11 protein-coding genes and 1 tRNA gene are annotated in these 12,699 nt (G+C 61.9%); 7 read left to right on the top strand and 5 right to left on the bottom strand.

The features are described from left to right. Positions 1 to 110: 110 nt before the first annotated feature. Positions 111 to 186 (bottom strand) — tRNA-Lys (locus NCR98_RS00345). 146 nt (positions 187 to 332) lie between these two features. Between NCR98_RS00345 and NCR98_RS00350 the strand changes: the two genes are divergently transcribed. The 3 genes from NCR98_RS00350 to NCR98_RS00360 are packed head-to-tail and all read left to right on the top strand — an operon-like array spanning position 333 to position 2,130. Further along, on the top strand, positions 333 to 758 hold the full coding sequence (locus NCR98_RS00350; protein WP_250508436.1) for a PaaI family thioesterase: 426 nt from the start codon (positions 333 to 335) through the stop codon (positions 756 to 758). A gap of 9 nt (positions 759 to 767) precedes the next feature. Next, positions 768 to 1,637 (top strand): patatin-like phospholipase family protein, encoded by an 870-nt coding sequence (locus tag NCR98_RS00355; protein WP_250525259.1) that lies wholly within the window; start codon positions 768 to 770, stop codon positions 1,635 to 1,637. Between the two features lie 16 nt (positions 1,638 to 1,653). Beyond that, the gene (locus NCR98_RS00360; protein WP_250508438.1) at positions 1,654 to 2,130 is read left to right on the top strand and encodes an OsmC family protein; all 477 of its coding nucleotides are present in this window, start codon (positions 1,654 to 1,656) and stop codon (positions 2,128 to 2,130) included. A gap of 30 nt (positions 2,131 to 2,160) precedes the next feature. Here NCR98_RS00360 and NCR98_RS00365 read toward each other — a convergent pair whose 3' ends face one another. Continuing rightward, entirely contained in the window at positions 2,161 to 3,177 is a 1,017-nt protein-coding gene (locus tag NCR98_RS00365) for a D-2-hydroxyacid dehydrogenase family protein (protein WP_244826722.1), read from the bottom strand. Positions 3,178 to 3,650: 473 nt separating this feature from the next. Between NCR98_RS00365 and NCR98_RS00370 the strand changes: the two genes are divergently transcribed. Together NCR98_RS00370 and NCR98_RS00375 are read left to right on the top strand one after the other, a co-directional pair. Beyond that, a complete protein-coding gene (locus tag NCR98_RS00370) occupies positions 3,651 to 5,519 on the top strand; it encodes a phosphoenolpyruvate carboxykinase (GTP) (RefSeq protein WP_250525260.1) in 1,869 nt (622 codons plus the stop codon). Positions 5,520 to 5,854: 335 nt separating this feature from the next. After that, the gene (locus tag NCR98_RS00375; RefSeq protein ID WP_244826724.1) at positions 5,855 to 6,940 is read left to right on the top strand and encodes a transcriptional regulator GvmR; all 1,086 of its coding nucleotides are present in this window, start codon (positions 5,855 to 5,857) and stop codon (positions 6,938 to 6,940) included. A gap of 76 nt (positions 6,941 to 7,016) precedes the next feature. Here the strand turns inward: NCR98_RS00375 and NCR98_RS00380 are convergent, their stop codons facing one another. The 3 genes from NCR98_RS00380 to dprA form a co-directional block, all read right to left on the bottom strand. Next, positions 7,017 to 9,674 carry a DNA topoisomerase III gene (locus tag NCR98_RS00380; RefSeq protein WP_250462546.1) on the bottom strand — a complete coding sequence of 886 codons (2,658 nt, stop codon included), beginning with the start codon at positions 9,672 to 9,674 and terminating at the stop codon, positions 7,017 to 7,019. Positions 9,675 to 9,831: 157 nt separating this feature from the next. Next, complete coding sequence (locus NCR98_RS00385) at positions 9,832 to 10,209, bottom strand: thioredoxin family protein (protein WP_250525261.1); 378 nt, start codon at positions 10,207 to 10,209, stop codon at positions 9,832 to 9,834. A 72-nt stretch (positions 10,210 to 10,281) separates the two neighbouring features. Further along, the gene (dprA, locus tag NCR98_RS00390; protein ID WP_250525262.1) at positions 10,282 to 11,484 is read right to left on the bottom strand and encodes a DNA-processing protein DprA; all 1,203 of its coding nucleotides are present in this window, start codon (positions 11,482 to 11,484) and stop codon (positions 10,282 to 10,284) included. A 201-nt stretch (positions 11,485 to 11,685) separates the two neighbouring features. Between dprA and def the strand changes: the two genes are divergently transcribed. Both def and NCR98_RS00400 read left to right on the top strand, forming a co-directional pair. Then, the gene (gene def / locus NCR98_RS00395) at positions 11,686 to 12,189 is read left to right on the top strand and encodes a peptide deformylase (RefSeq protein ID WP_244826728.1); all 504 of its coding nucleotides are present in this window, start codon (positions 11,686 to 11,688) and stop codon (positions 12,187 to 12,189) included. Between the two features lie 35 nt (positions 12,190 to 12,224). Beyond that, a partial coding sequence (locus tag NCR98_RS00400) for a methionyl-tRNA formyltransferase (protein WP_284503735.1) occupies positions 12,225 to 12,699 on the top strand: 475 nt, incomplete at its 3' end.

The raw sequence follows: 12,699 nt of genomic DNA on the forward strand, positions 1-12,699 counted from the left end.
GGAAGCGGCAGACATGGCCGACCGTCCGCTGCGGATGCGAGTGAGAGAGTCGCAAGGCTCGAAATGCAAAAAGCCCGGTCACGAGGACCGGGCTTTTTGCATTAATTCTTTGGTGGGGCGTGAGTGACTCGAACACTCGACCTACGGATTAAGAGTCCGCTGCTCTACCAACTGAGCTAACGCCCCCAACACAGAAATGAAATTATAGCGGGGTTATTTCGAAAAGCGCAAGTCCTTAGCCCGAAAATTTTCGCATCGCACCAACGGCCAGCCGGCGAATCAAAAACGTTCCGCCCGGTATCATCACGCACACAACATAAAAACTCACAGCCATGGACGACTCCGCCATTCGCAATCTGCTGGACACGATCCTCGCACCGTGGGTCCGCGAACTGCATCTCGCGCCGCAATCTTCCACGGAAGATTCGATCACGCTCCGTCTGCCGCACGCCGATCATCTGCGGCACGCGGGCGGAGTCATCTGCGGTCAGGTCTTCATGGCCGCCGCCGATACCGCGATGGTCGTCGCCATCTCCCATGCAATGGGCGGCTTCGTTCCCATGACCACCGTTTCGCTCAACACGACCTTCATGCGCCCGGTCAAGTCCGGCGATGTCCTCGTCACCGCGAAAATCCAGCGACGCGGCCGCAATCTCGTCTTCGGCGAAATCGAGCTTCGCGGCGACGACGGCGAACTCGCCGCTCACGCGACCACGACCTACGCACTCATCAACCCGACGCATCAGCAAAAGGCTTAAGCAGCAGACATGTTCGATCAAGTCGTATTCGCAGGCGGCGGCAATCGCTGCTGGTGGCAGGCAGGTTTCTGGGACGTCATCCAGCCGCAACTCGATCTCAAGCCGCGCATCATCGCGGGCATCTCGGCGGGCGCGGCCACCGCCTGCATGCTCTACACGAACAACGCGCAATGGGTGATGAAGTACTACGCAAAAGCCCTGAGCGGCAACACGAAGAACGCCTATTGGGGCAACGTGCTGCGCGGTCAGTCCGTGTTCCCGCATTACCGCATCTACCGTCAGGCGCTGCTCGATATTTTCGCGGAACGCTTCGGCGCGCTGCAAACGGCGCCGGAGATTCGCATCGGCGTGTCGCATCTGCCGCGCTGGCTCGGGGCGCGCAGCGCGGTGGCGGCGGGCATCATCGCGTATAACATCGAAAAGTACGTGCGCAAGACGCTGCATCCGACGCTCGGCACCGCGCTCGGTTTTCATCCGGAGTTCGTCACCGCGCAAGAGTGCGCGACGCTGGAGGATCTCGCCGACCTCATCCTGCAGTCGTCGAGCACGCCGCCTTTCACGCCGATTTTGCGGCGCAACGGTCGTCCCGTGCTCGATGGCGGCATGGTCGATAACGTGCCCGTCTCCGCGCTCGATGCATCGCCGGGAACGGTGCTCGTCATGGTCACGCGGCTGTATCCGCACGAGCGCATGTTCGTGGTGCCGCATGGCGAGCAGCGACGCATCTACGTTCAGCCGTCGCGCAAGGTGCCAATTTCGAGCTGGGACTATACGAGCCCCGCGCAGATGCAACACGCGTACGATCTGGGCCGCGCCGATGCCGACGATTTCCTCGCGCATCTGCCGCGTCTTCTGGAGGCAGCTTCACATCTCGACTAGAGCCAAGGAGCAAAACGTGGCGAAGAAGCACACCTATACGCTCAGCGTCGCGTGGACGGGCGATCTCGGTTCGGGCACGTCCGCCTACGACGCTTATTCGCGCGACCATCTCGTGCGCGTCGCGAACAAGGCCGCGATAGAAGCGTCGAGCGATCCAGCCTTTCGCGGCAATCCCGCGCGCCACAATCCGGAGGAGTTATTCGTGGCGTCGGTGTCGTCGTGTCACATGCTCTGGTACTTGCATTTGTGCGCGACCAACAAGATCGTCGTGACTGGATATGTCGATGAAGCCATCGGCACGATGCAGGAAGACAAGGACGGCAGCGGCCGTTTCATCGACGTGACGCTGCATCCGCGCGTGACCATCGGCGCGGGGAACGACGCCGAGTTAGCCGCGCGTCTGCATGAAGACGCGCATCGCTATTGCTTCATCGCGAACTCGGTGAATTTTCCGGTTCGATGCGAGCCTTCGATCGAGGTATCGACGCTTTAGCGAAAGCCTCGCGGCCGTTCGCTCTTGCGCTCAACGCCGCCGCGCGTGCTGCAACGCTTCCGGGTTCGACACGCTCGACTTGTCGCCGGCGTCGAAGGCCAGAATGTTCCTGAACGCCGCGCCAAAGTAGAGCTCGTAACTCTCGCGCTCGACGTAGCCGATGTGCGGCGTGCAGATCACGTTCTCCATGCGCAAGAGTCCGTAGCCTTGCAGAATCGGCTCGCTTTCATAGACATCGGTGGCGACCATGCCCGGCCGGTTGTGATGCAGCGAATTGAGCAACGCGTTCTCTTCGAGCAGTTCGGCGCGGCTCGTGTTGACGAAGAGCGCGGTCGGCTTCATGCGCATGAGGTCTTCCGTTCGAACGATGCCGCGCGTTTCATCGCTCATACGTAGATGGACGGTGAGCACGTCGCTCTGTTCGAAGAGCGCTTCGCGGCTTTCGGCGACGGCGAAGCCATCGTCGCGTGCTGCCTGCAACGAATGCTCGCGGCCGAACACCAGCACATTCATGCCGAACGCCTTGCCGTAGCCCGCGACCAACTGGCCGATCTTGCCGTATCCCCAGATGCCGAGCGTCTGTCCGCGCAGCACTTGTCCCAAGCCGAAGTTCGGCGGCAGTGCAGAGGTTTTCAATCCAGATTGCTGCCACGCGCCCTGTTTGAGATTCGCGACGTATTGAGGAATGCGCCGCTGTGCCGCCATGATGAGCGCCCAAGTAAGCTCGGCCGGCGCGACCGGCGAACCCGTGCCTTCGAGTACGGCGATACCGCGTTCGGTACAAGCGTCGATGTCGATATGTCCGCCGCCCGCGCGCCCGGTCTGGCTGATCATGCGCAGCTTCGGGCACTTGTCGAGAAGCTGGGAGCTGATGCGCGTGCGTTCGCGAATGAGCACGAGGGCATCTGTTTCCGACAGTCTGCTAGCCAACTGTCCGAGCCCGCGCACCGTGTTATTGAAGACCTTCACCTCATGGTCATCGAGCAAATGGAAGCAATCGAGCTTCCGAACGGCGTCCTGGTAGTCGTCGAGAATGGCGATTTTCATGTGCATTGATTAGCTTTTGTTGGGCATCAAACGTGCTGCTCGATTGAACTCGCGAGACAATGAATCACGCACTAACTTCGGGTAACTACCGATAAATATGCGCTTCATCCATGTACGCGCTGCATCACGGTAGGAGTGTGACGCGGTGTTATGCTTGACTCCCAATTTTTGAACGACCGCGAACGAATGCGCTAAAAATAAAGAATCACAGCGCACACTGCGGAAAACGCGGTTAGGCAGGAGGAGACAGGCCACTTAGTATCTCTTTTTAACAGTTTGTTCCTTTAAGGCGCAAGGCGCAAAGTCGCTCGCTTGAGCGCCTGAGGGACACACGCCCACGACGCGCAAACGGCTCACGAACCGTTCTTCATGCGCCAACGCGCATGAAGCGCCCGGCGGTTCAGTCGCAAAAAGCCTCTCGCATGCAGCGTCGTTGGGCTACCGGTTTTCATTGCAGAGAACGGAGAAGCTTGATGAACCAGCCCGCAGTAGTCGAAGACAACAAAACCGCCGCAGATCTTGAAGCACCGGCCTATGTACGACATCGAAGATTGATCGATTGGGTGCAGCAGGTCGCGGCCCTCACGAAGCCGGATCGCATCGAATGGTGCGATGGGTCGCAAGCGGAATACGACCGCCTTTGCGAACAGATGGTCGCCGCCGGCACGATGAAGAAACTGAACCCCGCCAAACGCCCCAACTCTTTTCTAGCCTGTTCCGATCCCACGGATGTGGCGCGCGTCGAAGACCGCACGTTCATCTGCTCGCAACGCCCCGAAGACGCTGGTCCCACGAACAACTGGATCGACCCGCAGGAAATGCGCGTGACGCTCGATGGCCTCTTCGACGGCTCGATGCGTGGCCGCACGATGTACGTCGTGCCGTTCTCGATGGGTCCGCTCGGTTCGCCGATCGCGCACATCGGCGTGGAGTTGTCGGACAGCCCGTATGTGGTCACGAACATGCGGATCATGACGCGCATGGGCCGCGAAGTGTACGACGTGCTCGGCGACGACGGCGAGTTCGTGCCGTGCGTGCATTCGGTCGGCGCGCCGCTTTCGGATGGCCGCAAGGACGTGCCCTGGCCGTGCAATGACACGAAGTACATCGTGCACTTTCCGGAATCGCGCGAGATTTGGAGCTTCGGCTCGGGATACGGCGGCAACGCGCTGCTCGGCAAGAAGTGCTTCGCGTTGCGTATCGCATCGACGATGGGCCGCGACGAAGGCTGGCTCGCCGAACACATGCTGATCCTCGGCGTTACATCGCCTGCCGGACGCAAGTACCACGTCGCGGCGGCGTTTCCTTCGGCGTGCGGCAAGACCAATTTCGCGATGCTGATTCCGCCGCAAGACATGAACGGTTGGAAGGTGACGACCATCGGCGACGACATCGCCTGGATCAAGCCCGGCCGCGATGGCCGTCTCTACGCGATCAATCCGGAAGCCGGCTATTTCGGCGTCGCGCCGGGCACGAGCGAGAAGACCAACTTCAACGCAATGGCGACGCTCAAGGAAAACGTGATCTTCACCAATGTCGCGCTCACCGATGACGGCGACGTGTGGTGGGAAGGCATGACCGATAAGCCGCCCGCGCATCTCACCGACTGGCAAGGCCGCGACTGGACGCCGGAACTCGCGAAGGAAACCGGCGCTAAAGCCGCGCATCCGAACGCGCGCTTCACCGTGTCGGCATCGCAATGTCCGTCGATCGACGCGGACTGGGAAAATCCAGCAGGCGTCGCAATCGATGCCTTCATCTTCGGCGGCCGGCGTTCGAACACGGTGCCGCTCGTGACCGAGGCACGCGACTGGAAAGAGGGCGTCTACATGGCCGCGACCATGGGCTCCGAAACCACGGCGGCCGCTGCCGGCCAGCAAGGCGTCGTGCGCCGCGATCCGTTCGCGATGCTGCCGTTTTGCGGCTACAACATGAGCGACTACTTCGATCACTGGCTCAAGATGGGCGAGCGCCTCGAAGGCATGAACGCGAGGTCGCCGAAGTTCTTCTGTGTGAACTGGTTCAGAAAGGGCGCGGACGGCAAGTTCGCGTGGCCCGGCTTCGGTGAAAACATGCGCGTGCTGAACTGGATGGTCGGGCGTATTGAAGGCACGGCGGCGGGCGAGGAACACGCGTTCGGCATCTCGCCGCGTTACGAGGACATCGACTGGGGCGGCATGAACTTTACGCGCGAGCAATTCGAGCAGGTCATTTCCGTCAACGATACCGCCTGGCGCGACGAGCTTGCCCTACACGACGAGCTTTTCGCGAAGCTGCATCAAGGCTTGCCGGATGCGCTTCCGGAGGCCAAGGCGGATATCGAACGGCGTCTGGCAGCCTGATTTCCGTCGTTGCAAGCGCTCCGTGATTACGCTCACGGAGCGCATCAATCCCTAAATGCGAATCTGCCGATGCCGGTTCGCATTTTCTTCCGCTAACCCGCCAAAATTGGCGCGGCCAGCTTGACCAAAAATCTCGGCTTGTGGCGCGTGCGTTCGAGTGTTGTGCGGCCGACAACAATCGGCGATCTTTCGTTCGCGTAAGCCATGATTTTCATCGGAAATTTCCGAAAAAACTCCGCGCCCTCGCAACTTCTGCACGAAATCGCTAGTCCTAGGATAATTCTGAATAGCTTTTCAGCAGAAATTGAAAGCCGCCTCGCGGCAGGAGTTGTCCCATGGATCATTTGCAGTCGATGAGAGTATTCATTCGCGTGGCCGATCTCGGCAGCTTCGCCCGCGCGGCGAACGCGATGGATATCTCCAATGCGGTGGCAACGCGCCATGTCGCCGACCTCGAAGGTCGCCTCGGCACGCGTTTGCTAAACCGCACGACGCGCAGCCTTTCGCTCACGGAGTCCGGGCAGGTTTATCTGGAGCGTGCGCGGCAGATTCTCGATGAACTGGAAGATGTCGAGCAAATGGTGGTTGCGCGGAATCACGAGCCAATGGGTTCGTTGAGAATTGTCGCCCCGGTGGTGTTCGGTCTGCATAATCTCGCGCCCGTGTTACAGACATATGCACAGCGCTATCCCAAAGTCGTACCCGACGTGACGCTCGTGGATCGTCAGGTCGATCTGGTCGAGGAAGGTTTCGATGTGGGCATCGTGATCGCGCGGCAAGTGAAAAGCGCGAGCGTCGTTACGCGGCGTCTGACCACCGGCTGCATGACCGTTTGCGCCACGCCCGCTTACCTCGAATCGCACGGCACGCCAACGCGCCCCGAACATCTGCTCGAGCATCCGTGTCTGAGCTTGCCCGCCGAGTATTGGGGCGATGAACGCGTGTTCACCGGCCCGGACGGCGAAGTGCGGGTGCGGCCGACCAACGTGATCATCGCGAACAACACGGAAATGCTGCGCCAGTTTGCGCTGCTCGGCATGGGCATCGCGATTTTGCCGAGCTATCTGATCGGCAACGATACGACGCGCGGCCAGCTCGTACGCCTGCTCGGCGACTTCCAGTTGCCGCAAGTGGAGATCAACGTGGCTTATCCGAGCCGTCGGCATCTGCCGGCGAAGGTGCGCACGTTCATCGATCACCTCGTCGAGTATTTCAGCCAGACGCCGAATCATCAGCTCGGCGAACAGTGGATTCGCGATGGCATGGGCCGGCCCGCGGTATCGACTGCGCCGCCGCCGCACTACGGGCGCGCCGAAGAGGAAGTGGCGTCGCGTTCGCGTTCGAATCAGAGTGAACTCGGCCCGAAGCTGGCCAAGCCGACGCGTCCGCGTGGCCGCTTGCCGGCGGCGTCGCCATACTGAACACGGCTGCGCCGCCAATGACAAAAAGCCCCGCGAATTGCTTCGCGGGGCTTTTTCTTTTCGACGCGAGCTAAAGCTAGCTCGTCTTGCGCGCAGCGGTCTTTTTCACCGCGGCTTTCTTCGCAGGCGCTTTCTTCGCCGCGACCGTCTTGGTCGCGGGCTTGGCGCGCGTCGTCTTGGCGGCTACGGCGACATCGCTATCGCCTTCGTCGCCGTTATCGGCTGGCGCTTCCGTTGCCGCGCCGCGTTTCGCTGCCGTCTTCGCGCCGGGCTTGGCTTCCTTCTTCTCGAATTCGAAGCCGATCTTGCCGTCCGGCTGCTTGACGAGAAACGCCTTGAAGTTGCGGCCCGTGCGCGACGACTTGAAGTTGGTCAGCAAGTCGGTGCGTCCTTCGTTCAGCAGCTTCTCCATTTGCTCACGCGCGATTTCCTGCTGCAGGATGACCTTGCCCGAGCGGAAGTCGCAGGTCTTCGGATTCGCGACGTAGTTCTCGCAGACGTAGCTCATGCCGTGCTCGTACACGCGCGACTGGCACTTCGGGCACGCGCCGACCGGCGTCTGCTCGGAAAAGTCGGGCGGTTCTCCGTCTTCGCCGCCGTTGTCCTGACCGAAATCGAACTCGAGCTTGAAGTTCTTGATCTCGTCGTCGAAAGCGAGCTTCAGGATGGCCGAGAACGGACGGCCCATCTTGCTGCGGAAACCCGACAGCGGTCCGATGGTTTTCTCGCGCAACAACTCCTCGACTTCAGGAATCTCGAACTGACGTCCGCCAGGAATCTTCGAGATGGAAAATTCGCACTTGGTACACGCGAAGCGGCGATAGTTCTCCTTCACCTGCGACTCGCAGTGCGGACACGGCGTTTCGAGCGTGGCGTAGTCGCCTGGGATCGTGTCGGAGTCGTACTCCTTCGCGCGCTTGACGATGGTCTGCGTCATGCGGGCGATTTCCTGCATGAACGCATCGCGATGCAAATTGCCGCGCTCCATTTGCGACAGCTTGTGCTCCCACTCGCCGGTCAGTTCCGGCGCCGTCAGTTCCTCCACGCCCAGACCGCGCAGGAGCGTCATCAACTGGAATGCCTTGGCAGTCGGAATCAGTTCGCGGCCTTCGCGCACCATGTACTTCTCGCCCAACAGACCTTCGATGATCGCCGCGCGCGTGGCCGGCGTGCCGAGCCCTTTCGCAGCCATCGCTTCGCGCAACTCTTCGTCTTCGACGAGCTTGCCCGCGCCTTCCATGGCAGAGAGCAACGACGCTTCGTTGTAGCGCGCGGGCGGCTTGGTGACGAGACCGTGAGCGGCGACCTTGTCGACATCGACCTGTTCGTTTTTCTGCACCGGCACGAGATTGCCTTCCTCGCCCGCCGCTTCGCGACCGTAGACCTGCAGCCAGCCCGGCTCGACGAGCACCTTGCCCTCGGTCTTGAAGTGATGCCCCGAGACTTCGGTGATCCGCGTCGTCACCAGATATTCCGCCGCCGGGAAGAACACGGCGAGGAAGCGCTTGACCACGAGGTCATACAGCTTCTGCTCGGGCTCGGACAACGCCTTGGGCGCCAGAAGCGTGGGGATGATGGCAAAGTGATCGCTGATCTTCGAGTTGTCGAAGATGCGCTTGTTCGGCTTCACCCAGCCCTTGTCGAGCACTTGCTTCGCGAACGGCAGATAGTTGTTGCTGTCCTTGAGCATGGTCAGCGTGTCCTTGACCGTGCCGAGATAGTCTTCCGGCAGCGCGCGTGCATCGGTACGCGGATAGGTCAGGACCTTGTGCTTTTCATACAGCGCTTGCGCGAGGCCGAGCGTGTTCTTCGCCGAAAAGCCGAAGCGGCTGTTGGCTTCGCGCTGAAGACTCGTCAGGTCGAAGAGCAGCGGCGACATTTGCGTGGACGGCTTCGATTCTTCCGTCACGGTGCCGGTCTTGTCGCGACAAGCCGCCACCACGGACTCGGCCGCGGCGAGACTCCACAGACGCGAGTCGCGCTGTTCGGGATCGTTCTCGACGCGCTTGAACTTCGGGTCGAACCAGCGGCCTTCGTAAATGCCTTTCGCCGCGACGAATTCGGCGCGCACTTCCCAGTAGTCGCGCGGCACGAAGCGGCGAATCTTTTCCTCGCGTTCCACGACGATAGACAACGTTGGCGTCTGAACGCGGCCCACGGTGGTCAGGAAGAAGCCGCCGCCCTTGCTGTTGAACGCGGTCATCGCGCGCGTGCCGTTGATGCCGACGAGCCAGTCCGCTTCCGAGCGGCAACGGGCGGCATCGGCGAGCGGTTGCATGTCGGCGTCGCTACGCAGATGCGCAAATCCGTCGCGGATGGCGGCGGGCGTCATCGACTGCAGCCACAGGCGCTGGACCGGCTGCTTCGCCTTCGCGTGCTGCGCAATCAGACGGAAGATCAGTTCGCCCTCACGCCCCGCGTCGCAGGCGTTGATGAGCCGGTCGACATCCTTGCGCTTGAGCAGCTTCGTCAGAACCTTCAGCCGTGATTCGCTTTTCGCGATGGGATTCAGGTCGAAATGCGGCGGAATGACCGGCAGATTGGCGAAGCTCCACTTCCCGCGCTTGACGTCGTATTCCTCCGGGGCCGCGATTTCGAGCAAATGGCCGACCGCGGACGAGAGCACGTAGTCGTCGCTCTCGTAATACTCGTCATGTTTCGTGAAGCCGCCCAGCGCACGCGCGATGTCGTTCGCGACGGAAGGCTTCTCAGCGATGATCAGGGCTTTGGACATGACTCAATATAGTAGGTATTTGGCAGCGGTCCGATTTGGACTGCATTAACGCCGCTTTATAGCACAGGCTTTGTTCGATGCGCGCCGAAGCACGAATTGCGACGCTCGCCGTTTAGTTCCGCGAGCTTCGGTTCGCGACGCCGCGCACCCGCACTTTCTACGCCGTGGCAAGCGCCGGACGCAGTTTCGGCGCGCCCGCCATGTTCGGCAGCGCGGTCAGATCGACCAGCATGCGTTCGACGATGGAAGCCTGCGGCAACACGGTGCCGAAGAAGCGGGTCGTCACCGAGTCCTCGATGAGAATGGTCGGGAAATTCTCGACATCGAGGTCATCGAAACGGTCCGCGTGATTTTCGATATCGATCCACGCGAAGCAGATTTCCGGGTGCGCCGCCGCCAGTTTGTCGAAACCTTCGCGGTATTCGCGGCAGGTTCCGCACCATTCGGCGCACAGACAGGCGACGAACATGGTGCCGGGCACGGCGATGCGCTCGGCGATCTCATCGGCATCGGTATCGAGATTCAGCGCGGACATGGCGTTTCTGGCGTCCTTTCGTCTGGGGTTTGGCGTCGTACTCATTTTTCGCGAATGTAGCACGACGCCACTTCACGAGCGTTCGAGCGCCGTCACGCGTCCGCCCGGCAAGGCCGCGATCAAGCCCGATAATTCGAGTTGCAGCAGGGCGCTTTGCAGCGCGGCTCCGTCGAGATCGGTGCGGGCAGCGAGATTTTCAAGCGTCGCGGGTGCATGGCCGAGCGCGGCGAGCACGCGGGCGGCTTCGTCGGTCTCGGGTTTGCCGGGCAGACGCGCCGAAGCCCACGAGGCGTTTGCCGGAGCCGGTGCCTTGCCGCGCTTTTTGCGAGGTGTGGCGGGAAAGCCGAATTCCTCCAGCACGTCTTCCGGCGTCTCCACGAGCTTCGCGCCCTGCTTGATGATGCGATGACAACCCTGCGACAGCGGCGCGTGGATCGAACCGGGCATGGCGAAAACATCGCGGCCCATTTCGTTGGCAAGCCGCGCGGTGATGAGCGAGCCGGAGCGCATTGCCGCCTCGACGATCAAAACGCCCTGCACCAGGCCCGCGATGAGCCGGTTGCGCTGCGGAAAGTTGGCGGAGCGCGCGGGCGTGCCGAGCGGCCATTCGGACACGATCACGCCATCGCGGGCGATTTCGTGCGCGAGCTGATGATGCAGCGACGGATACACGAGATCCGCGCCCGTCCCGATGACGGCGATCGTGCCTGTGGCGCCGTCCAGCGCACCCCGATGCGCCGCGCCATCGATGCCGAGCGCGAGCCCCGATGCCACGGCAAGGCCGGCGTCCGAGAGCGCGCGCGCGAACCGGCGCGCGTCTTCGAGTCCTTGCGGCGTGGCGTTCCGGCTGCCGACGATCGCCACCGCGCGCGCTTGCAGCAAGTCGGTTCGCCCTTTCGCGTACAAGAGCGCGGGCGGATCGGGCATGGTGAGGAGCGCTTGCGGATACGCGGTATCGGCGAAAGTGAGAATGTGATTGCCGGGTTCGGCGGCCCATTCCAGCACGCGTTCAATATAGTTGCCGAATGGCACGCCTTCGACTTCGGCGGGCGGCGCGAGCGCGGCGGTCGCGGCATCGGTGTTGGTGACTTCGGCGAGCGAGGCGAAACTTTCGGCTAGAACGTCATTCGGTCCGCCAAACGCGCTCAAGAGCGCGCGCAGGGCGGCGGGACGCAGTCCCTTTGCATGCGTGAGCCGCAGCCAGGCGGAAAGTTCGTCGAGGTCCGTGGTGAGCGCCTCCGGTTGAGGCTCGGTCGGCGGTAAGGCGGTCGTCATGTTAAGATTTTTGGTCCCGGAACGTAATTAAGAAGTGTCGCCCGCCCGTGTGTTCAGGCCGAGCGACGCCGGTTGGCCGCTTGCCGGCGGCGTTGAATCCAGCGGATTCATCTGCATATCTTCGGCATGCCGCCATCCACCCGCAACCTGGCCGAATGGCCGACTTCACACGCGTCGCGGCGCGCGTAGATAATCCGAATCATGGCTCTGCTCAAGATACTGAACTACCCGGACAAGCGGCTGCACAAGGTGGCGAAGCCCGTCGCCGTCGTGGACGACCGCATTCGCAAGCTCGTCGCCGACATGGCCGAAACCATGTACGCGGCACCCGGCGTCGGCCTCGCCGCGACTCAGGTGGACGTCCATGAGCGGGTAATCGTCATCGACGTATCGGATGCACACGACGAACTGCTCGTCTTCATCAACCCGGAGATCGTCTGGGCGAGCGAGGTCAAGAAAGAGTGGGAAGAAGGCTGCCTCTCGGTGCCGGGCATCTACGACTTCGTCGAACGGCCGGACAAGGTGCGCGTGAAGGCGCTCAACGAGAAAGGCGAAAGCTACGAACTGGACTGCGATGGCCTGCTTGCCGTGTGCATCCAGCATGAAATGGATCATTTGGCGGGTCACGTGTTCGTCGAATATCTCTCGACGCTCAAGCAAACGCGCATTCGCGGCAAGATGAAGAAGCTCGAAAAGGCGCTGTAAAGCGCTTTATGTTGTCTCAAGGGTAGTAACAATCGATGACTCAATCGCTGCGTGTCGTTTTCGCCGGTACGCCGGAATTTGCCGCCGCCGCGCTCGCGGCTATCCACGCGGCCGGATTTCCCGTGCCGCTGGTTCTGACCCAGCCCGATCGGCCTGCTGGCCGTGGCATGAAGCTGACTGCCAGCCCCGTCAAGCGTTTTGCCGTCGAACACGGGCTTACGGTCGCGCAGCCCACGTCGCTCAGGCGCGCGGGGAAGTATCCGCAAGAAGCCGCCGATGCCATCGAGTTGCTGCGCGCCACGCCGCACGACGTGATGGTGGTCGCCGCTTACGGGCTCATCCTGCCGCAGGAAGTGCTCGACATTCCGCCGCGCGGCGCCATCAACATCCACGCTTCGTTGTTGCCGCGCTGGGGCGGGGGGGGGCCGGGCCCCCCGGCCCGCCACGACCGCGCCGCCCCCCCCCCCCGCTCCCTCAACCCAATAGACCCCCGCCGCCCCACCCCCCCCC

Origin of the sequence: Caballeronia sp. GAWG2-1 (genome assembly GCF_023631405.1) — a bacterium.
In the GTDB taxonomy this organism is placed as follows: domain Bacteria; phylum Pseudomonadota; class Gammaproteobacteria; order Burkholderiales; family Burkholderiaceae; genus Caballeronia.

Excerpts from the sequence above, each read along its gene's own strand:
- NCR98_RS00375 (WP_244826724.1), top strand. The coding sequence starts at position 5,855 with ATGGATCATTTGCAGTCGATGAGAGTATTCATTCGCGTGGCCGATCTC.
- NCR98_RS00355 (WP_250525259.1), top strand. The coding sequence starts at position 768 with ATGTTCGATCAAGTCGTATTCGCAGGCGGCGGCAATCGCTGCTGGTGG.
- def (WP_244826728.1), top strand. The coding sequence starts at position 11,686 with ATGGCTCTGCTCAAGATACTGAACTACCCGGACAAGCGGCTGCACAAG.
- NCR98_RS00350 (WP_250508436.1), top strand. The coding sequence starts at position 333 with ATGGACGACTCCGCCATTCGCAATCTGCTGGACACGATCCTCGCACCG.
- dprA (WP_250525262.1), bottom strand. The coding sequence starts at position 11,484 with ATGACGACCGCCTTACCGCCGACCGAGCCTCAACCGGAGGCGCTCACC.
- NCR98_RS00385 (WP_250525261.1), bottom strand. The coding sequence starts at position 10,209 with ATGTCCGCGCTGAATCTCGATACCGATGCCGATGAGATCGCCGAGCGC.
- NCR98_RS00380 (WP_250462546.1), bottom strand. The coding sequence starts at position 9,674 with ATGTCCAAAGCCCTGATCATCGCTGAGAAGCCTTCCGTCGCGAACGAC.
- NCR98_RS00370 (WP_250525260.1), top strand. The coding sequence starts at position 3,651 with ATGAACCAGCCCGCAGTAGTCGAAGACAACAAAACCGCCGCAGATCTT.
- NCR98_RS00365 (WP_244826722.1), bottom strand. The coding sequence starts at position 3,177 with ATGAAAATCGCCATTCTCGACGACTACCAGGACGCCGTTCGGAAGCTC.